At 65.0% G+C, this 19,655-nt stretch carries 22 protein-coding genes; 9 read left to right on the forward strand and 13 right to left on the reverse strand.

What is annotated here, in order from left to right:
• Positions 1-96 precede the first annotated feature (96 nt).
• From coxB to AC1D1Y_RS00660, 3 genes are all read right to left on the reverse strand, one after another.
• Positions 97-1,275 carry a cytochrome c oxidase subunit II gene (gene coxB / locus AC1D1Y_RS00650; protein ID WP_477680686.1) on the reverse strand — a complete coding sequence of 393 codons (1,179 nt, stop codon included), beginning with the start codon at positions 1,273-1,275 and terminating at the stop codon, positions 97-99.
• Between the two features lie 137 nt (positions 1,276-1,412).
• Positions 1,413-1,913 carry a DUF2244 domain-containing protein gene (locus AC1D1Y_RS00655; protein ID WP_477680633.1) on the reverse strand — a complete coding sequence of 167 codons (501 nt, stop codon included), beginning with the start codon at positions 1,911-1,913 and terminating at the stop codon, positions 1,413-1,415.
• 187 nt (positions 1,914-2,100) lie between these two features.
• Positions 2,101-3,003 (reverse strand): methyltransferase domain-containing protein, encoded by a 903-nt coding sequence (locus tag AC1D1Y_RS00660; protein WP_477680634.1) that lies wholly within the window; start codon positions 3,001-3,003, stop codon positions 2,101-2,103.
• 215 nt (positions 3,004-3,218) lie between these two features.
• Here AC1D1Y_RS00660 and AC1D1Y_RS00665 point away from each other — a divergent pair, with 215 nt between their 5' ends.
• The 3 genes from AC1D1Y_RS00665 (at position 3,219) to AC1D1Y_RS00675 (ending at position 4,832) form a co-directional block, all read left to right on the forward strand.
• A complete protein-coding gene (locus AC1D1Y_RS00665) occupies positions 3,219-3,839 on the forward strand; it encodes a ComF family protein (RefSeq protein ID WP_477680635.1) in 621 nt (206 codons plus the stop codon).
• A gap of 15 nt (positions 3,840-3,854) precedes the next feature.
• Positions 3,855-4,331 (forward strand): tRNA (uridine(34)/cytosine(34)/5-carboxymethylaminomethyluridine(34)-2'-O)-methyltransferase TrmL, encoded by a 477-nt coding sequence (gene trmL, locus AC1D1Y_RS00670; RefSeq protein WP_477680636.1) that lies wholly within the window; start codon positions 3,855-3,857, stop codon positions 4,329-4,331.
• A 180-nt stretch (positions 4,332-4,511) separates the two neighbouring features.
• Positions 4,512-4,832 carry a hypothetical protein gene (locus tag AC1D1Y_RS00675; RefSeq protein WP_477680637.1) on the forward strand — a complete coding sequence of 107 codons (321 nt, stop codon included), beginning with the start codon at positions 4,512-4,514 and terminating at the stop codon, positions 4,830-4,832.
• A 20-nt stretch (positions 4,833-4,852) separates the two neighbouring features.
• Here AC1D1Y_RS00675 and AC1D1Y_RS00680 read toward each other — a convergent pair whose 3' ends face one another.
• The gene (locus AC1D1Y_RS00680) at positions 4,853-5,308 is read right to left on the reverse strand and encodes a MaoC family dehydratase (protein ID WP_477680638.1); all 456 of its coding nucleotides are present in this window, start codon (positions 5,306-5,308) and stop codon (positions 4,853-4,855) included.
• A gap of 72 nt (positions 5,309-5,380) precedes the next feature.
• Positions 5,381-5,998 (reverse strand): nucleotide-binding protein, encoded by a 618-nt coding sequence (locus AC1D1Y_RS00685; RefSeq protein WP_477653146.1) that lies wholly within the window; start codon positions 5,996-5,998, stop codon positions 5,381-5,383.
• A gap of 71 nt (positions 5,999-6,069) precedes the next feature.
• On the opposite strand from AC1D1Y_RS00685, the gene kefF reads away from it, so the two are divergent.
• Together kefF and kefC are read left to right on the forward strand one after the other, a co-directional pair.
• Positions 6,070-6,774, forward strand: coding sequence for a glutathione-regulated potassium-efflux system oxidoreductase KefF (gene kefF / locus AC1D1Y_RS00690; protein ID WP_477680639.1), 705 nt, complete (start codon positions 6,070-6,072; stop codon positions 6,772-6,774).
• Complete coding sequence (gene kefC / locus AC1D1Y_RS00695) at positions 6,774-8,624, forward strand: glutathione-regulated potassium-efflux system protein KefC (protein ID WP_477680640.1); 1,851 nt, start codon at positions 6,774-6,776, stop codon at positions 8,622-8,624. Before kefF ends, kefC begins: the two co-directional genes overlap by 1 nt.
• Before the next feature lie 59 nt (positions 8,625-8,683).
• On the opposite strand, the gene AC1D1Y_RS00700 is transcribed toward kefC, so the two are convergent.
• From AC1D1Y_RS00700 to AC1D1Y_RS00725, 6 genes are all read right to left on the reverse strand, one after another.
• Entirely contained in the window at positions 8,684-10,855 is a 2,172-nt protein-coding gene (locus AC1D1Y_RS00700) for a serine/threonine-protein kinase (protein ID WP_477680641.1), read from the reverse strand.
• 173 nt (positions 10,856-11,028) lie between these two features.
• Positions 11,029-11,919 (reverse strand): adenylate/guanylate cyclase domain-containing protein, encoded by an 891-nt coding sequence (locus AC1D1Y_RS00705; RefSeq protein ID WP_436156578.1) that lies wholly within the window; start codon positions 11,917-11,919, stop codon positions 11,029-11,031.
• A gap of 281 nt (positions 11,920-12,200) precedes the next feature.
• Positions 12,201-12,956: a sulfite exporter TauE/SafE family protein gene (locus AC1D1Y_RS00710; RefSeq protein WP_477680642.1), complete on the reverse strand. Its 756-nt coding sequence runs from the start codon at positions 12,954-12,956 to the stop codon at positions 12,201-12,203.
• 133 nt (positions 12,957-13,089) lie between these two features.
• On the reverse strand, positions 13,090-14,292 hold the full coding sequence (gene pcaF / locus AC1D1Y_RS00715) for a 3-oxoadipyl-CoA thiolase (protein WP_477680643.1): 1,203 nt from the start codon (positions 14,290-14,292) through the stop codon (positions 13,090-13,092).
• Between the two features lie 28 nt (positions 14,293-14,320).
• Positions 14,321-14,971, reverse strand: a complete 651-nt coding sequence (locus AC1D1Y_RS00720) for a 3-oxoacid CoA-transferase subunit B (protein WP_477653140.1) — start codon at positions 14,969-14,971, stop codon at positions 14,321-14,323.
• On the reverse strand, positions 14,968-15,684 hold the full coding sequence (locus tag AC1D1Y_RS00725; protein WP_477680644.1) for a 3-oxoacid CoA-transferase subunit A: 717 nt from the start codon (positions 15,682-15,684) through the stop codon (positions 14,968-14,970). The genes AC1D1Y_RS00720 and AC1D1Y_RS00725 overlap by 4 nt, the downstream gene beginning before the upstream one ends.
• Positions 15,685-15,795: 111 nt before the next feature.
• On the opposite strand from AC1D1Y_RS00725, the gene AC1D1Y_RS00730 reads away from it, so the two are divergent.
• The gene (locus tag AC1D1Y_RS00730; RefSeq protein ID WP_477680645.1) at positions 15,796-16,599 is read left to right on the forward strand and encodes an IclR family transcriptional regulator; all 804 of its coding nucleotides are present in this window, start codon (positions 15,796-15,798) and stop codon (positions 16,597-16,599) included.
• A 132-nt stretch (positions 16,600-16,731) separates the two neighbouring features.
• Here the strand turns inward: AC1D1Y_RS00730 and AC1D1Y_RS00735 are convergent, their stop codons facing one another.
• Positions 16,732-16,953, reverse strand: a complete 222-nt coding sequence (locus tag AC1D1Y_RS00735) for a hypothetical protein (protein ID WP_436156572.1) — start codon at positions 16,951-16,953, stop codon at positions 16,732-16,734.
• 193 nt (positions 16,954-17,146) lie between these two features.
• Here AC1D1Y_RS00735 and AC1D1Y_RS00740 point away from each other — a divergent pair, with 193 nt between their 5' ends.
• Positions 17,147-17,581: a DUF1841 family protein gene (locus AC1D1Y_RS00740; protein WP_477680646.1), complete on the forward strand. Its 435-nt coding sequence runs from the start codon at positions 17,147-17,149 to the stop codon at positions 17,579-17,581.
• Between the two features lie 173 nt (positions 17,582-17,754).
• On the opposite strand, the gene AC1D1Y_RS00745 is transcribed toward AC1D1Y_RS00740, so the two are convergent.
• Positions 17,755-18,414, reverse strand: coding sequence for a c-type cytochrome (locus AC1D1Y_RS00745; protein WP_477680647.1), 660 nt, complete (start codon positions 18,412-18,414; stop codon positions 17,755-17,757).
• A 135-nt stretch (positions 18,415-18,549) separates the two neighbouring features.
• On the opposite strand from AC1D1Y_RS00745, the gene AC1D1Y_RS00750 reads away from it, so the two are divergent.
• Entirely contained in the window at positions 18,550-19,404 is an 855-nt protein-coding gene (locus AC1D1Y_RS00750) for an AAA family ATPase (RefSeq protein WP_436156569.1), read from the forward strand.
• Positions 19,405-19,419: 15 nt separating this feature from the next.
• Positions 19,420-19,641 (forward strand): hypothetical protein, encoded by a 222-nt coding sequence (locus tag AC1D1Y_RS00755; RefSeq protein ID WP_477680648.1) that lies wholly within the window; start codon positions 19,420-19,422, stop codon positions 19,639-19,641.
• Positions 19,642-19,655 lie beyond the last annotated feature (14 nt).

A 19,655-nucleotide genomic window follows, 5' to 3' on the forward strand; every position in this document is an offset into this window, starting at 1 on the left:
TTCCTTTGGTGGCTTTGGCCTGTAGCTTTATCTTGGCGGCCGGCGCACATATGAATATGGCGCCGGCGAATTCTGGTCGTGGGGGGGCGGATCGGCTTACTTGCGGGCAGCCTGCACTTCGGCGGGCTGGACGATCTGGCCGGTCTGGTTGGACCAGTTGTTCTTGGAGTAGCTGATCACGGCGGCGATGTCGGTGTCGCTGAGCGTCTTCCAGGAAGGCATGCCGCCTGGGCCGCCCTTGCCGTTCAGCACGATTTCGATCTGCTTGCCGTGGTTGGCATCGAGCACGATGGGCGAGGCGTCCAGCGGCTTGACCGGACCGGCGCCTTTGCCGGTGGGCAAATGGCAACTGGCGCAATTGGCGGCATAGACTTTTTCGCCGCGGGCCTTGAGGTCGACCAGGGTCCAGACTTTGGAAGGATCATCGGCCTTGGCTGCGGCTTCCTTGGCCTTGACGGCGACCCAGGCGCTGTAGTCGGCGGCGGACACGACCTTCACGTGGATGGGCATGTAGGCGTGTTCCTTGCCGCAGAGTTCCTGGCACTGGCCGTAGTAGTCGCCCACTTGCTCGGCGCGGAACCAGGTGTCGCGCACGAAGCCGGGAATCGCATCCTGCTTGATGCCGAAGGCCGGCACCGCGAAGGCGTGGATCACGTCGCTGGCGGTGGTGATGATGCGGATTTTCTTGTTGACGGGAACGACCAGCGGGTTGTCGACCTTGAGCAGGTAGTTGTCAGGCGCTTCGCCGGCTTTGGGGCCGCCGTTGTCGGACATTTCGCGGTGCGTGTTGTCGAGCGTGGAAACGAAGCCGATGCCTTCGCCTTCGCCCTTGATGTAGTCATAGCCCCATTTCCACTGAATGCCGGTGGCCTTGATGGTGAGGTCGGCGGCGGTGGTGTCCTTCTGGGCGACCAGCACCTTGGTGGCCGGCAGGGCCATGGCGATCACGATGATGAAGGGAACGACGGTCCAGGCGATTTCAACGGCGGTGGATTCGTGGAAGTTGGCCGATTTGTGGCCCACCGACTTGCGGTGCTTCAAGATGGAATAGAACATCACCCCGAAGACCGCCACGAAGATCACGAGGCAGATGGCCATCATGAACCAGTGCAGCCACTGCTGCTCTTCGGCGATCTTGGTCACGGCCGGGTGCAGGTTCAGCTGATTGACGGCCGGTCCGCCCTTCAGGTCGTTGACGGCGTAAGCGGCGGTGCTGACCCAGGCGGCCGCAGATACCAGAATTGCGCCTGCATGCTGCATGCCAAGCCGTGTCATTTTGCTCATGGTGTTGCTTACGTTCATCGTGATCACTTTTTCTGCTTCAATTACCGACCAAATTAACCGGCTGATTATAAAGTTAGCGGCGGGTCCCCCCGCCGCACCTGAACTGACGCGAGACTTTCAGCGCCTCTTCAACCGCCCCGCAACGCCATCCGGATCTCGCGGGCCAAGGCAGGCCGCAACTCGGGCCGCACATGCCGCCCCACCTGCACCGACCGCCCCTGCCCCGACACTTCGATCAGCGAGCCGTCTCCATCCTTGGGCTCGATCCGCACCCATTCGCGGTTGAACTCCGCGCGCTCGGTGCGCCCCGCCGTTTCCAGTTCCACCACCAGCTGCCCGCCTTCGAGGACGATTTTTTCACCGTCCCCCGCGTGACGGGCATACACAACAAAAGCCGCGCCCACCGCCAGCAGTTCGGCCCAGGCAAAAGGCATCACCATGGTGGCGCCCTGGGCCCAGAAGAACGCCGCGATGCCCAGCGAAACGCCGCACAGCGACACGTAAAGCCACCCGAGCTGGGCCGGGGTGAGTGAACAGTGACGCTTGAGAAGCCACAGCACAGCATCGTGGCTGTGGGTGCCCTGCGCGGGCAGGGTGGCAAAACGAAACGCTGGCGTTGGCTGCAGCATGCGCAACCCCCCAAAAAAACAACGGTCTGTGCCGGGCACGGGCCGCATGAGGCTTGGGAACATCCCCAAAATTCTGTACTGAATTGTAGCCGGTTTGACCTGCCGCTCCCCTGAAAAAGCCCCTGAACCGGCGCTCGCGGCAGGCGCTGTGGGCGCCCGCGCAACGGCCCGGCCCCGAAGCAAGTTCTCAAGCGCCGGGTCGTCCGCCTTGCAGCATGCTGCGCATGTCGGCCACCGACACCGCGCTGAGCGCGCTGACCTTGACCTTGGGCGGCGCCTTCAGAGCGTGGCCGTAAATGACCTCGAAGGTCAGCGACAGGCGCCCGTCTTCGCCTTTGACGAGATGGCGGCCCAGCGCGTCTTCAAGCCGCGCCTTCCAGGCCCGTCCGCGCAGGGCCGGAAAGCGCGCGGGATGGAAATTGCGGCCCAGCTCGGCCAGGTCCTGCAGCAGCCGTGCGGGCGTTGCATAGGTCAGCGTGATGCGCTCCATGTCCATCACCGGTTCGGCAAAACCGGTCTGCACCAGCATGTCGCCCCAGTCGTGCATGTCGGTCAGCTCGTGGCCCGCGGGCGGCCAGCCCAGTTGCACATAGACCTCGCGCAACTCTTTCGCGGTGTCGGGGCCCAGGCAGGAAAACATCAGGAAGCCGTTGACCTTGAGCGCCTGGTGCCATTGCGCCAGCAAGGCCTGCGGGTCGGCCGATTCATGCAGCGCCATATTGGCCCACAGCATGTCGGCGCTGCCGGCCGGCGGTGCTTCGAAGCGCACCGGGACGGCGGTCCAGCGCCGCGGCTTCCACCAGGGGGCCACGATGTGCTTTATGGCCTGCTGTTGGCGCTCCGGCCCGTTTTCCAGCACGAAGGCCGTCGCACGCGGATAGGTTTTCGCCAGTTGCGCATGGGCCTGCAGTCCGCCGCGCAGCGCGCCCCAATGCACCCAGGCATGGGGCTGCAGCTTGATCCACTGCAGGCGGTCCATCATGCGGCGCGCCACTTCCTCATGCAGCCACGGCGAGGCCAAAGGCGCGCTGCGCTCCCAGCGGCCCACGGCAATCGGGTCCAGCGTGGGCGGGCGTTCGGTGGGGGTCATGGAAGAAGGCAAAGGAAGAGAACGTGTATCGCTGAAAAGTACGCGAGTATATTGACACGGTGTTCACACGCCTGCTTGCTCCCTCCGCATTCCTCTCCTCCCTTTCCGGCTTTGCCTCCGGCATCGCGAGCCAATGCGCGGTCTGCCGCAGCTGGCCCGCGCGGCAGGTGTGTGGGCCTTGCGTGGCCCGTTTTGCGCCGCTGGCACTGCGCTGCATGCGCTGCGCCCTTGCCTTGCCGGCCGATCTTTCCGGAGGCATTCGAACAGGCCCGCCGCTATGCGGCGCCTGTGCCATAGAAGCGCCCCCGCTGGACCGCGCCTTCGCCGGTGTGGCCTATGCCTATCCCTGGTCCACGCTGGTCGCCGGCTACAAGTTCGGCGAGCGCCACGGCTGGGCCGGCTTTTTTGCCGGCCTGCTGCTGCAGTCGCCCGGCCTTGCCCAGGTGTTCGGCGAACTGGGGCCCGAAGACTGGCTGCTTCCGATCCCGCTGTCGGCGGAACGCCTGCAGGTACGCGGCTTCAATCAGGCCTGGGAGCTGTGCGCCGCGCTGGCCCGGCAGACACAGACATCCGCCCGCCCCGCCGCCGGGCTGCTGCTGCGCGTCAGGCACACGCGCCCGCAAAGCCAGCTCAAACGCAAGGAGCGGCTGGCCAACGTCAGGGGCGCCTTCCAGGTCGACCCGCTGCGCGCGGCGGAACTGCGGGACCGGCGCGTGCTGCTGGTGGACGACGTGATGACCAGCGGCGCCTCGCTGTACACCGCCGCGCAGGCTTTGCGCGATGCGGGCGCCGCGCACATCACCGCCGTGGTGCTCGCACGCACAGCACACGCCTAGAATCCCGGTCTCCGCATGTTCAATATTGTCCTGGTCGAACCCGAAATCCCTCCCAACACCGGCAACGTGATCCGGCTGGCGGCCAACACCGGCTGCCGCCTGCACCTGGTGGAGCCGCTGGGTTTTTCGATGGACGACAAGCACATGCGCCGCGCCGGGCTCGATTACCACGAGTACGCCCAGCTGCTGCGCCATGCCAGCTGGCAGGCCATGCTCGAAAGTGAGCAACCACCCGCGGACCGCCTGTTTGCCATGACCACCCGGGGTTCGGGCAGCATCTACGACGTGCGTTTCCAGCCCGGCGACTGGCTGGTGTTTGGGGCGGAAACCCGCGGCCTGGCGCCGGAACTGCGGGAGTCCTTTGCCCCCGCCCAGCGCCTCAAAGTGCCGATGCGGCCCGGCCAGCGCAGCCTGAACCTCTCCAACAGCGTGGCCGTCACGGTGTTTGAGGCCTGGCGGCAGAATGGTTTTGGCGGCGCGGCGCAAGGCTGACGGCCGGCTGACAGCCTGGCGACCGTCCATCTGAGGGCGGCCCAAACGCCTTGCCAGGAACTAGGTACAAACCCTATGATTCACCCTTCGACTTTTTTAAGCGCGTGGATGCCGACACCCGGCGATTCCGGCCTTATCCCTTCCCATAGCCCCAGTTCACAAGACTGGCTGGAGTCTTCAGTGAACATGGTCATCAAGCGTATTTTTGGCAAGGCGGCGCCTGCTTTTTCCGATTCGGGGCGCCCCGTCGACCGCGTACCGCTGGAACAGGTCCGCGAAAGCCTGCTGGCCTTGCTGCACGACTGCCGCGACATGCGCTCCCAGCGTGTCATCTACCAGATCAACGTGGCCAAGACGCCGGCCGAGCTGTGGCTGCTGCGCAGCGACCTTCACCAGTGCATCGCCCAGGCGCACAGCCAGGGTGAAGCGGCTGAGCGCATCAACAGCCTGATCGAGGTGTTTGAGGGCTGGCTGCCGGCCGGCCAGCTGCTGCGCATCTAGGCGCCCGGTCTCCCGCCTGCTCAGGGATAGCGCCGCACCAGCGACTCGGCCACGCACACCGGTTTGGCGGAGCCCTCACGCTCCACCGTCACTTCCCAGTTCATCTGCATGCCGTCGCCGGCAATGGCCTCGGCCGCCAGCAGCTTCATGCGCCCCCGCAGGCGGCTACCCACCGGCACCGGCGCCGTGAAGCGCACCTTGTTGAGGCCATAGTTCACGCCCATGCGCGAGCCGGTGATGTCAAAAGACGACTCAAAAAAGCGCGGCAGCAGCGACAAGGTCAAAAAGCCGTGCGCGATCGGCCCGCCAAACGGCCCGGCAGCGGCTTTTTCGACATCGACGTGTATCCACTGGTGGTCGCCCGTGGCTTCGGCAAACAGATTGACCTGCTGCTGGGTAATGGTGATCCAGTCGCTGACGGCGACCTCCTGGCCGGTGCAGGCGGCCAGCTCGGCCAGTGTTGCAAAAATTCTCATGGCGCCACTGTAACGGCACCCATGCGCGCGCTTTGTCGGCTCAGCGACAAGCCGCCGCGCAAAAACCCGCTCTCAGCGGTCCAGCCACTGGCAGATGGCTTTCCACTGCTCCATGTCTTTTTCGACCCGGCTGGGCGCCACGTCGAACAGCGTCAGGCCGCGGGCCGCCAGGTGGATGTAGTTCTGCGTGTCACGCAGGTAACCCAGCACCGGTAGCCCCAGGCCTTCGACGAAGCCGCGCAGCTTGTCGGCGGCAATGGTGCGCGAGTCCACGCGCATGCCGACGATGCCGACCTGCATCTTGCCGGCGTGTTTGTGTTCGGCGAGCTGGTCCAGGAAGGTGCGGGTGGCGAAGATGTCGAACACGCTGGGCTGCAGCGGCACGATGACCTTGTCGGCCAGCTTGAGGACGTCGTTGAAGCGCCAGCCGTGCAGGCCGCCGGGGGTGTCCAGCACCACGTGCGTCGTGCCCTTGGGCGGCTTGACGATCAGGTCGGCGTTCACATCCCAGGTGGCGATCTGCCGGGCGGCCGGCGGCCTAAGGCCCAGCCACAGCCGCGAAGACTGCTGCCGGTCGGCATCCCCCAGCATGACCGAATGGCCCTGGCTGGCGAAATATCCGGCAACGTTGGTGGCCAGCGTCGTTTTGCCGACGCCCCCCTTCGGATTGGCGATCACAACCACGGGCATGCGAATCTCCTCAGTTTGGAACTTGTCGTTCCTGGGAACTCTTGGTCTTGCTTTTCCGCTATGGTAACGGCATGGACAGCGTTATCACAACCACAGAAAAACCCACGGGCCAGACCGCCAACCCTGACATTTATGTCATTGCAGCCCATCCGGCCTGGCGCGAATCGCGGGTCAACCGCCCCCTGATGGAGGCCGCGCGGGCCCAGCCCCGCGTGCGGGTGCAAGACCTTTACTCGAGTTATCCGGACTACGCCATCGACGTGCCCAGGGAGCAGGCCGCCCTGGAACGCGCGCAGCTGGTGGTGCTGCTGCACCCCATCCAGTGGTATTCCATGCCCCCGCTGCAAAAGCTCTGGCTCGACGACGTCTTCAGCTACGGCTGGGCTTACGGCGAAGGCCACGGCGACGAGAACCACGGCAAGGGCCGGGCGCTGCAAGGCAAGGACTTGTGGCTGGTCGCCACCACCGGCGGCCCCGAGGAGTCTTACCACCCGCAAGGCTACAACCGCTACTTTTTTGACGCTTTCCTGCCCCCGTATGAACAAAGTGCGGCGCTGTGCGGCATGCGCTTTTTGCCGCCGCTGGTGCTGCACGGCGCCCATAGCGTCGACCGGCAGATCGTCGCCAGCCACATCGCCACCTTCAGCCAGCGCCTGCAAAGCTACCCGGACTGGCCCGAACTCGAAGACCTGGAGCAGTGCGCCGCCTGCGTGGTGCCCATGAAAGACCGGCTTGTCGAGCACGAAGCCGGCGCTGCTGCCGTGAGGGCCCTCTGATGGAGCACGCGCCAACCTGGCTGGTCAACAGCTTTATCTATCTTGCGGCGGCGGTGATCTCGGTACCCCTGGCCAAAAAACTCGGCCTGGGCTCCATCATCGGCTACCTGGCCGCCGGCATAGGCATAGGCCCCTGGGGCCTGGGCCTGGTCACCAACGTGCAGGACATCCTGCATTTCGCCGAATTCGGCGTGGTGCTGATGTTGTTCCTGATCGGCCTTGAACTCGAACCCAAACGCCTCTGGAACCTGCGCCGGCCCATCTTCGGCTGGGGCAGCGCGCAGGTGCTCGGCTGCGCCGCCCTGCTAACCGGCACGGCCATGGCCTTCGGCGTGGGCTGGCAGACGGCGCTGGTTGCCGGGCTGGGCCTGGCGCTGTCGTCGACCGCGATCGCGCTGCAGGCCATGGGCGAGCGCCACCTGATGCCGACCTCGAGCGGGCAGGCGGGCTTTTCCATCCTGCTGTTCCAGGACGTGGCGGCCATCCCCATCCTGGCGCTGCTGCCGCTGCTGGGCGCCATGGCCGGCGACAACGAGGCCGTCAGCCACAGCGGCCGGGCACTCGAAGCGCTGAAAATCGTCGGCGCCATCGCCGCCATCATCCTGGGCGGCCGCCTGCTGCTGCGCCCGCTGCTGCGCTGGATCGCCAACAGCGGCACGCCTGAAATCTTCACGGCGGCCTCGCTGTTGCTGGTGGTCAGCATCGCGGCGCTGATGCAGTTCGTCGGCCTGTCCATGGCGCTGGGCGCCTTCCTGGCCGGCGTGCTGCTGGCGGAAAGCGAATACCGGCGCGAGCTGGAAACCGACATCGAGCCCTTCAAGGGCCTGCTGCTGGGCCTGTTTTTCATCGCCGTGGGCATGAGCATCGATTTCGGCGTGCTGTGGCGCTCGCCCGGCTTGATGGCCGTCATCCTGGTGGGCTTTCTGGGCCTGAAGCTGGCCGTGATCTACGGCTTGGCCAAACTCATGAAACTGCCCTTCCAGGAGCGCCCGGTGTTCGCGGTGCTGCTGGCACAGGGCGGCGAGTTCGCCTTCGTGGTGTTCCAGGCAGCCGCCGGCGCCCAGGTGTTTTCCGCCGAGACCGCATCGCTGCTGATAGGCGCGGTGGCGCTGTCCATGCTGCTGAGCCCGCTGCTGCTGGTGGCTGTCGACAAATTCTGGGTGCCGCGCTACGCCAACTGCAACCTGCCCCAGATGGAGGAAATCTCCGAGCAGCAGGAAGCGCCCATCATCATCGCCGGCTTCGGCCGCTACGGCCAGATCGTCGGCCGCATGCTGCTGGCCCAGGGCATCCCGGCCACGGTGCTGGACCACGACGCCGAGATGATAGAAACCGTGCGCGCTTTCGGTTACCGCGTCTTCTATGGCGACGCCACACGCCTGGACCTGCTGCGCACCGCCGGCGCGGCCACCGCCAAGATCCTGGTGCTGTCGGTGGACGACATGGAGCAGTCGCTCAAGATCGTCGACATCGCGCGCGAGAACTTCCCGCAGATGCAGATCGTCGCCCGCGCGCGCGACGTGACGCACTGGAACGCGCTGCGCGACCGCGGCGTGATGCTGGTCGAACGCGAGGTCTTCGAGTCCAGCCTGCGCAGCGCGCGCAGCGTGCTCGAGTTGCTGGGCCAGCCGCCGCACGAGGCGCGCCAGGCCGCCATGCGTTTTCGCCAGCACAACCTCGACCTGTTTGAACGCATGTACCCGCACCGCAAGGACCGCACCAAGGTCATCGCCGTGGCCACGCAGGGACGGCTGCAGCTGGAAGAACAACTGGCCCAGGAGCGCCAGCAACAGGCGCAGCGCCGGCCCGCCGGCTGGCAAGACGGCCCGGAAGCGCCGAACGCGGAATAAACAGGCAGGCGGCGGGAAGAGCCTGTTTAGAGGTCCCCGCCTCGCGCTTGGCGCCTGAGTTAGCGCCTGAGCTGTTCGGCCTCGCGCCGCCGCTGCTCCATCGCGCGGCGCTCCACACACACCGCATGGTTGGTGAAAGCCGGCTTGGCGCATTGATCGTTCATGCAGATCTGGAAACCGATGAGCATGCGGTCTTCGCAGGCCTTGCGCGGGTCGCCGGACGACACGGACGGCGCCGGTGCGGCGGCATGCTCGGCGGCTGCGGGCACAGCTGCGGTACCACCGGTTTTGGCCTGCGCGGCTTGCTGTTTGGCAAGCCGTTCCTTCTCCAGGGCAGCCTTCCTGGCCGCGAGGGCCTGGGCCGCCGCGGCCTTGGATGCCGGTGACAGGGGCGCGGCAGCCGCCACCGGGGCCGAAACCGGCGCCGCCGCGGGCTGAGCCTGCGCGGCCTGCACCACCGGCTCCGGAGCCTTCGCCGGCGCGAGCGCTGCACCGGCGTCGGYCGCAGCCGCCGGCTGGACGGACTCGGCAACCGGCGCCTTCGGTTTGCTGAACTGTTTGATGCCGATGCCCAGAATTGCAAGACCCACCAGGCCCGCCACGCCCAAGGCAAGGTAGCGCGACGTCGGTACGGATGTTTTAGCGGTGGCGGCAACCGGCTCGGCCGGGCGGGATTTGCGCCTGGACTCCGTCTTCGCCGGCCTGGCGGAGGGCTCGGTGGCGGCAACCGGCGCCGCAGGCTTGTTTGCGGCAACTGCCGCCGCGGCAGCCTTGGGTTCCGCTGGTGCCAGGGCGGCGTCGCTGAACACGGTTTCAGGCCACTCGGAAGCTTCTTCCTGCACTTGCGGCTGTTGTACTTGAGGCTGCGCTGGCGGCTCGGCCTGCGCCGGCATGGCCATGACCGGCGTACCCAGGCGCGTGGCATCCGGGTCGTCCACGGCGGGTGCGGGTGGCATGGCGGGGGATGTCACCGGCGCCTGCGCCGCGGCTTCCTCCAGCGCCTGCCAGGCCATGTCGGTCGACGTGCCCGAAGCACTTGCCCCGGGGACGGACGCGTCCTGGCCCGCTGGACGCGGAACGATCAAGGTGCCGGTGCCCAGGCGCCTGCCGATGTCGGAATCCTCACCGCCGGGCACACCCATCTTCTTCAGGCGGCGGCGCGCCAGATCGGCATAGATACCGGACGGAAACCTGGTGAGAAAGCCCTGGATGTCCTCGACATCCATGGACTCCTTGATCTCTTTCCAGTAAACCAGCTCGAGTTCCTGCGTCACCACCGAGATGTTGGCGCTGGTACCGGACTGCAGGTCGACCAGCGCCTCGCCGGCCAGCAGCGTCGACGTCCAGGTCGAGTTGGTGCCCGGCCCGGGCGGCAGCGCCGGCGGCAGCACCTTGGTGTCGGCCGCTTCGCGGGCCGCGGCCTGCAGCGCGGCGAGGAAGTCCTGGGCGCTCGCATAACGCTGGTCGCGCGACTTGGCCAGGGCCTTTGCCACCACCGCGTCTATCGCGGCGGGCAGCTTGGGGTTGAAGCTGCTGGGCGAGGCGGGCGTGTGGCCCACGATCTGCTGGATGGTGGAGAAATCGGTGTCGCCGTCGAAAGGCCGCTTGCCCGTCAGCAGCTGGTATAGCACGATGCCGGCGGCGAACAGGTCGGCCCGCGCGTCTATCGGGCGGCCCTGCACCTGCTCGGGCGACATGTATTTGAGCGTGCCCACCATGGAGCCCTGCGTGCGCGTGGCCTCGCCCGAATCCTGGATGCGCGCCACGCCGAAGTCGGTGAGCTTGACCCGCCCGCTGGTCTCTATCAGCAGGTTGGCCGGCTTGATGTCGCGGTGGACGATGCTTTGCCGGTGCGCGTAATCCAGCGCCGACAGCAGGTCGCCCATGATGCCCAGGGTCTGCTCCAAGGTGTAGAGGTCACCCCTGTCCAGGTGGTGTTTAAGGTCGTCGCCGTCGACGAACTCCATCACCAGGAAAGCGATATCGCCGTCGCGGTCGGAGTCGTAGACGCTGACGATGTGCGGGTGCTGCAGGCGCGCGGCCGAGCGGGCCTCGGTGCGAAAACGCACTTCGTATTCGGCGGCCGCTTCTTCCGAGAGGTTCTCCACCTTGATGGTCTTGATCGCCACGCGCCGGTCCAGGTTCGGGTCGCGTCCCTCGTACACCAGCCCCATCGCGCCCTTGCCGAGGACGCTGATCAGATCGTATCGGCCAAGCTTCTTGAGACTCATGAGGAGATGGAATTGGGCGAAATGGGCTGGGTGGCAAAAAAGGCGGGATGGCCTGCGGGCTGCCCAGAAGCCCGGCTACGTCTTGAAACAAAAATCGATTCTAGCTTGCATCGCCGGGCGGGCAAACCTTTGAAAAACGGTAACTTTTTCCGGCCCGCCGCAGCCATCGGCGATCAGGTGCGTATCGAAAACGCCACCAGCGGCGCGTTGTCGTCCTTGCGGTCGCAACCCGGCACGATGTGGCCGCTGCCGACCAGATAGCACTCGGTGCGCCGCAGCACCACGGCTTCGCTCTGGTTGCCCAGGTAGACCCAGGTGCCGTAGCTGGAGGCGTCCGTCAGCACAAATTGCCCGCCGCGCCACTCCAGCGTGGCATGCATGCGCGAGACGCGCGGGTCGTTCAGGTTCAGCGCCGCGTCGGCGCCCCGGCCCAGCGCCAGCTTGCTGCTTTTGGCGTCCAGCCGCACAGTCTGCCCGGCAAAGCTGAGCTCCAGAAAAGCCTGGCTGGGCGAGGCGAACATGGAGCGGCCGGCCATGGTGGCGTCTTCGTCGCGCCCGGTCTGCCATTCGACCCGGTAGACGTGGCTGGCTTCGGCCCGGCCGCGCAGGTACATCGGGCCCATGCTGCGCAGCGCGGCCCTCTGCACCGGCAGCAGCGCCGTCCAGACGTTTTCGGTGGTGAGGATTTGCGCGGCGCCGGCAAGGTCGGCCAGACGGGCGGCGGAGTTCACGGTGTCGCCGAAGCAGTCGCCGTCGATCTCGACCACTTCGCCCGACTCAATGCCCATCTGCATCTGCACCGGTGCGCCGCTGCCGCCGGGCTTGATGGGCTTTTCCTGCAGGCGCTTCTGGATGCTGATGCAGGCCGAGAGCGCGTCGCCTTCATTCGGGAACACCACGAACAGGCCGTCGCCCAGCAGCTTGACGACCCGGCCCTGGTGCTGCTGGAACACCTGGCTGAGCACGCCGATGAGCTGCGTCACGAAACGCGACGCGGTTTCATCGCCCAGCCGTTCGAACATGCTGGTGCTGCCCACGAGATCGGCAAAGACAACGGTGGTCATGAAGGGAAGGTCAACTGCAATGTAAGCATATTGTTCTCATGCCCGCGATTCTCACAGAAATTCGCGAAATGCATGCCGGTAAAAGTCCCTGGGGCCGGGCTAAAACCTATTGAGGCATGGGGCCGCACTGGCGTCACACTGGACGCGAGAGGCGATTCGAGCTAAGGGACTGCTCACAAAACCCAGCGAAGCGGTCCTGGCTAGGCGCGTCGCCGCAGACAGTGCTACAGCACGGCAAGGCGGCGCAACAACGCCAGGAGGGTTTTTGAGCGGTCCCTCTCTCAATGGAAGCCGTCCCAGAGCAGCTTGCAGCCGGTCAACAGCATGCCGACGTAGAGCAGGCGGTAAAACAACACCGGGCTGATGCTGCGCGCCATGCGCACGCCCATCCACACACCCAGCGGCGCCAGCGGCAGCAAGGCCAGCGAGGTCGCCATGTTGCGCAGATCCAGCAGGCCCAGCCAGGCGTAAGGAATCCACTTGGACAGGTTGATGACAAAAAAGAAGGCCGCCATGGTGGCCGTGAACTTCACCGGGCTCAGGCGCATGGGGATCACGTAAGCGCTCAGCGGCGGCCCGCCGGCATGGGAAACGAAGCTCGTGAACCCCGAGGTCACCGTCAGGATCGCTCCCAGCCAGCGCGGCGGCGGCGGGCTGTCGGGCCGGGGCGGGAACAGCAGGCGCTGCGCCAAAAACAACAAGGTGAATATTCCCACCAGGGCCGCGACCACCTTGGCGTCCAGCACCTTGAACAGCAGCGCCCCCACCAGCGTGCCCACCAGGCCGAAGGGAACCAGGAATTTGAGGAACTTGAAATCGAAGTCGCGGCGAAAGGCCGCCAGCCCCAGCAGGTCCATCAGCAGCAGCACCGGCATCAGGATGGCGGCGGCCTGCGGCACCGTGACCGCCAGCGCCATCACCGGCACCGCCAGGGACCCGAAGCCCGCGCCGAAGCCGCTTTTGCTGACGCCCAGCATCAGCACGGCGGGAATCGCCACGGCGTAGAAAAAGGGGTCGGAGATCAGCGGGAAGCTCACGGCGTGTCTTTCGGTTTACCAACGCTCAACGCCGTGGCGTGCAGGCGCGAAAAGGCAAAGGAACGGGAGGCGCCATGTTATCCGGCAACGCGGCCCACCACAGGGCAGGCCGCGGGGAATTCACTGAAGCCGCTCAGACGCGCTCGAGAATCACCGCGATGCCCTGCCCCACGCCTATGCACATGGTAGCCAGCGCATAGCGCCCGCCGCCTTTGTGCAGCTGGTTGACGGCCGTGGTCGCCAGCCGCGCGCCGGAGGCGCCCAGTGGATGGCCCAGCGCGATCGCGCCGCCGTTGGGGTTGACGCGTGGGTCGTCGTCCTGCACACCCAGCATGCGCAGCACGGCCAGGCCTTGCGCGGCAAAAGCTTCGTTGAGTTCGATCACGTCCATCTGCGCCATCGTGAGGCCGGTCAGCGCCAGCACTTTTTGCGTGGCCGGCGCCGGGCCTATGCCCATGATGCGCGGCGCGACGCCGGCCGTCGCCATCCCAACCACTCGCGCCTTCGGCGTGAGGCCGTTCTTTGCGGCCGTGGCCTCATCGGCCAGCAGCAGCGCGCAGGCGCCGTCGTTCACGCCGCTGGCATTGCCGGCGGTCACCGTGCCGTCGGGCCGCACCACGCCCTTGAGTTTGGCCAGCGCTTCCAGCGAGGTCTCGCGCGGATGCTCGTCCTTGCTGACCACAATGGGGTCGCCTTTTTTCTGGGCAATCGTCACCGGCGTGATCTCGGCGTCGAAGTAGCCGGCCTTTTGCGCGGCCACGGCTTTCAGCTGGCTGGCCAGCGCCATCTTGTCCTGGTCTTCGCGGCTGATCTTGTAATCGGTCGCCACGTTCTCGGCGGTTTCGGGCATGGCGTCGACGCCGTACTTTTCTTTCATCAGCTTGTTGATGAAGCGCCAGCCAATCGTCGTGTCATAGACCGCGTTGGCGCGGCTGAAGGCGCTTTCGGCCTTGGGCATCACAAAGGGCGCGCGGCTCATGCTTTCAACGCCGCCGGCGATCATCAGGGTGGCCTCGCCCGACTTGATGGCGCGCGCGGCCGTGCCCAGTGCGTCCAGGCCCGAGCCGCACAGGCGGTTGATGGTGGCGCCCGGCACGTCCATGGGCAGGCCGGCCAGCAAGGCGGCCATGCGCGCCACGTTGCGATTGTCTTCGCCGGCCTGGTTGGCGCAGCCGTAGATCACGTCGGTGACAGCCTGCCAGTCGACATTCGGGTTGCGCGCCATCAGCGCCTTGAGCGGGATCGCGCCCAGGTCGTCGGTGCGCACACTGCTCAGGGCGCCGCCGTAACGGCCGAAGGGGGTGCGGATCGCATCGCAGATAAAAGCTTGGGTCATGGTGTGTGGTTTCCGAAGGAAGTGAAGTTCAGGCGGTTGCAATCGGCAGGCCGACCAGTGTTTCGAGTTCCGCGTGCGTGAGGCCTTCGACGGTGTCGATCAGCTTCAGGCCATGCGGCGTGCATTCCAGTGTCGCCAGATCTGAATACACACGCTTGACGCAGCCTATGCCGGTCAGCGGGTAGCTGCATTGGCTCACCAGCTTGCTGGCGCCCTGCTTGGTCAGCAAATCCATCATGACCCAGGTCTGCCGCGCGCCTATGGCCAGGTCCATGGCGCCGCCCACGGCCGGGATCGCGCCGGGCTCGCCGGTGCTCCAGTTGGCGAGGTCGCCGGTGGCCGAGACCTGGAAGGCACCCAGCACGCAGATGTCGAGGTGGCCGCCGCGCATCATCGCGAAGCTGTCGGCGTGGTGGAAAAAGGCACCGCCCTTGAGCAGCGTCACCGGCTGCTTGCCGGCGTTGATCAGGTCGTAGTCTTCCTGGCCCTCGGCGGGCGCCGGGCCCATGCCGAGGATGCCGTTCTCGCTTTGCAGGATGACCTCGCGCCCGGCCGGCAAATGGTTGGCCACCAGCGTAGGCTGGCCTATGCCGAGGTTGACGACGGCCCCGTCAAAAATATCCTGCGCGACGCGGGCGGCGAGCTGGTCCTTGCTACGGCGTTGGTAAGTCATGGTCATGCCGCTTTCTTGAGTCCACCGGCTTGGGTGGCAATGCGTGGGATTTTGACGACGTGGTGGACGAAGATGCCCGGCGTCACGATGGTTTCGGGATCGAGGTCGCCGAGTTCGGCGATCTCGTGCACGGCGGCAATCGTCTTTTTGGACGCCGTCGCCATCACCGGGCCGAAGTTGCGCGCCGCCATGCGGTAAGTCAGGTTGCCCCAGCGATCGCCTCGTTCGGCCTTGATCAGGGCCACGTCGCCGTAGATCGGCATCTCGAGCACGTACTGCCGGCCGTTGATCTCGCGGGTTTCCTTGGCGCTGCCGTCGGCGTTCAACGCCAGTTCGGTGCCATAGCCCGTGGGGCAAAAGAACGCGCCTATGCCGGCGCCCGCGGCGCGAATGCGCTCGGCCAGGTTGCCCTGCGGTACGAGTTCAAGCTCCAGCTTGCCGCTGCGATACAGGCCGTCAAACACCTGGCTGTCGGCCTGGCGCGGAAAGCTGCAGATGATCTTGCGCACGCGCCCGGCCTTGAGCAACGCGGCCAGGCCGACTTCGGCATTGCCCGCGTTGTTGTTCACCACCGTGAGGTCTTTGGCGCCCTGCGCGATCAGGCCGTCAATCAGCTCATTGGGAATGCCCGCGGTGCCGAAGCCGCCTATCAGCACCGTTGAGCCGTCTTTCACATCCGCCAGCGCGTCGGCGACGGAAGCGGCAATCTTGTTGATCATCCAGAAGTCTCCAGGTACGGCGGCTGCCCGAATTGAATGAAGGCCGCGCCAAATATTGTTCGACATTAGAACAAGAGTTCGTATAATGAATTTTAGGAGATTTCCCGCACCATGGCAAACGCCGCATCCACACCCGCCACAGCCCACAAGCCGGGCGACGGCTACGTCCAGTCCTTCGCGCGAGGGCTGGAGGTCATACGCTCTTTCAGCACCGATGCGCCGCGGCAGACGCTGACCGAAGTCGCCGGGCGCAGCGGCCTGAGCCGCGCGGGCGCGCGCCGCATTCTGCTGACGCTGGAAACGCTGGGTTATGTGCACAACGACGGCAAACTCTTCAGCCTCACGCCACGCATCCTGGATCTGGGTTTTGCCTACCTGTCCTCCATGCCGATCTGGAACCTGGCCGAGCCGGTGATGGAAGCGCTGGTCGGCGAGGTCAAGGAGTCGTGCTCGGCCGCGGTGCTGGACGGCACGGACATCGTCTACGTGCTTCGCGTGCCCACACACAAGATCATGAGCATCAGCCTGGGCGTGGGCTCGCGCCTGCCGGCCTATTGCACGTCCATGGGCCGCATGCTGTTGTCGGCCCTGCCCGAAGCCGAACTCATGAAATGCCTGCAGGCCTCAACATTGACGGCCCGCACCAAATACACCGTGACCGATGTGAAAGAGCTGGCGGCCAAGGTGGCCCAGGCGCGCAAGCAGGGTTGGTCGCTGGTCAACCAGGAACTCGAAGAGGGCTTGGTGTCCATGGCCGCGCCCATCACCAACCGCGCCGGCCAGACGGTGGCCGCCCTCAACATCAGCGGCCAGGCCAACCGCACCAGCGCCAAGGTAATGCAGGAGAGCATGCTGCCGCAGCTGCTCGAAGCGGCTCAAACCATCTCGCGCCTGCTGAGCGTTCAACGCAACTAGGGCGTGTTAACGCTATTTACGACGCGACGGGGAGACACTTCCCCCTCAAGGGATTATTGAGGTCTTGTTTTCAATCTGCGTTCATCTGCGAAATCTGCGGATAAATTCTTCAAATCCGCAGATGAAGTCAGATCAGCTTTTCTTGAAGCCCACGACCAGGACAACCGCACCGAGAACAATAGCCCCCAGGCTCAGCCACTGCGGAATGTTGACCGACTCTTTTTCCTTCACGGTCAGCTGGATGGGGCCCAGCTTGGCGGCCGTCGTGTCCTTGGTGAAGCTGAAGCCGCCGGTGAAAAATCCGGCCAGGCCCAAAACGATCAGGACAATGCCTGTGATGCGTGCTGCGTTCATCTGAAATCTCCTCGCCGGGCTGTGAATGGTTATGGAGTGGCCTTGCCCCGGAACTTCGCCACTGTGCTTCGTAATGTAGGCAGGGGCAGAGAAGCTGTCTGTAGGACGTGGCCAGCCAGCCCTGTGGCCCGAGCGCTGAAAAGCACAACCCCAGGCCGGCATTGGAAAACACCCGCGTGATACGCTTTCGCCCATGTTCACGCCCTCGCAAGCCGACGTTCGCCGCTTCTTCTGTTCCGTCTATGCCAAGGCCCGCGCCGGCCAGCCCATGGAGGCGATTGAAACCATCGCCAGCCAGTGGATCGAAGAGCACCCCGAATACCATGCCGATTTCGCCGATGCCGACGGCGCGCTCGAAAAGATGTACGACGTCGAGACCGGCAAGACCAACCCGTTTTTGCATCTGTCCATGCACCTGTCGATCAGCGAGCAATGCTCCATCGACCAGCCGCGCGGCATACGCCAGGCTGTGGAACTGCTGACGGCCAGGCGCAACTCCCTGCACGACGCCCACCATGAAACCATGGACTGCCTGGGGCAGATGGTCTGGGAGAGCCAGCGCGCGGGGCGACCGCCCGATGGCGCGGCTTACATAGACTGCGTTCAACGCCGGGCAACAAAGGATTAGCCCCCACGCTTGCTCACTACGTGTAGCCGCTGCCCCCCGAGGGGGCCGCTGCGCCTGCGGTCTGGCAAAGCCAGTCCCGCGGCCCCTGCTGGTGAAGACAGGAGAAGAGCAGATCGAGCAATAAAAAAAGCCGCTTGATGAAGCGGCTTTTTTGTTGGGCGGGATCTTCCGGTTTAGCGGAATTTCTTCTGCGGAATGGTCTTCAGGTCGCCGTCCACCGAGGACAGGTAATTGGCCAGCATCTTCAGTTCCGGATTGGTGTACTGCTTGGCCATGCCGGCCATGATGGCGTTGCCGCGGCCGACCTTGGGGTTGTTCTCGGTCTTGTAGGCCTTGAGCGCCACGAACAGGTAATCGGCGTGCTGGCCGCCCAGCTTGGGATAGGCCGGGTCGATAGGCTTGCTGAAGTTGTCGCCGTGGCAGGACGCGCAATTGGCCTTGTTCAGCAGGGCCTTGACTTCAGCGCTGGGTTCCCTGGCCTTGGCGGGCTCGGCTGCGGCCACCACGCCGTCGGCGCTGTAGTGGGCTGCGAGGTCGGCGATGTCCTGGTCGGTCAGGGAGTCGGCGATGGCGCGCATGGTCGGATGCTTGCGTTCGCCTTTTTTGTATTCATTAAGCGCGGTGATGATGTATTTGGCGCCCTGGCCGGAAATCATCGGGACCTTGTAGACCTCGGGGAAGGAGGCCTGGTAGCCCTTGATGCCGTGGCAGCCTATGCACATGGCATTCTTGGTTTCGCCGGCCTTGGCGTCGCCCTTGATCTCCTGGGCCAGGCTGGCAGCCGTCGCACAAGAGACAGCAACGGCGAATATCGTGGTGAACAGCTTATTCATTTTGCGCGCACAATCAGGTGGGAATTCATCTTATAAACAACCCCGGATTATATCTGGGCCTGTTGCCCCCAAGCACCGGCTGTTTTTCAAACCAAGAGAATAGCCCCCCAAACCCGCCCACATTGACGCCAGACCATGAAATTCCAAGGATCCAAGAACTACGTCGCCACCCAGGACCTGATGCTTGCCGTGAACGCCGCCGCCGCCCTGAAAAAGCCGCTGCTGGTCAAGGGCGAACCCGGCACCGGCAAGACCATGCTGGCCGAGGAAGTGGCCGAGTCGCTGGGCCTGCCGCTGTTGCAATGGCACATCAAATCGACCACCAAGGCGCAGCAGGGCCTCTATGAATATGACGCGGTGTCGCGCCTGCGCGACTCGCAGCTGTCCACCGTCGACGGCGGCGAAAAAGTCAAGGACATCCACAACTACATCGTCAAGGGCGTGCTCTGGCAGGCCTTCACCTCGGAAACGCCGGTCGCGCTGCTGATCGACGAGATCGACAAGGCCGACATCGAATTCCCCAACGACCTGCTGCGCGAGATCGACCGCATGGAGTTCTACGTGTACGAAACACGCGAACTCATCAAGGCCAGGCACCGCCCGCTGGTGTTCATCACCTCCAACAACGAAAAAGAACTGCCCGACGCGTTTTTGCGCCGCTGCTTTTTCCACTACATCAAGTTCCCCGACGCCGACACCATGAAGCAGATCGTCGACGTGCATTTCCCGGATCTCAAGAAAGAGTTGCTGACGGCCGCGATGAAAACGTTTTACGACGTGCGCAACCTGCCCGGCCTCAAGAAGAAGCCGTCGACCAGCGAGCTGCTGGACTGGCTCAAGCTGCTGGTCGCCGAAGACATCCCGCTGGACGCCCTGCAAAGCAAGGACGACAAGGTTGCCGTGCCGCCGCTGGTGGGCGCGCTGCTCAAGAACGAGCAGGACGTGACCCTGTTCGAGAAGCTGGTTTTCATGCAGCGCAACAATCGCTGAGCACGGGATTCACACATGACCCAAAAATCCTTGCTGGTCGAAGGCCTGTCCGACGCGGTTGGTTTTGTCGGCGGTGCGCTGCTCGGCTTCTGGGCCGGCCACCTGCTCGGCTTCGATATTTTTGAATCCGGCTACGGCAACGGCGCCATCGCCGGCATCGTGCTGGTCGGCCTGGGCGGCGGCGGCGGTTTGCAAGTTGCGCGGGCCTGGCGCGCGCGCCGCAAGAAAGCCGACTGACCCGCAGCACCTGA

This window comes from Polaromonas sp. P1_G1, from assembly GCF_056405595.1.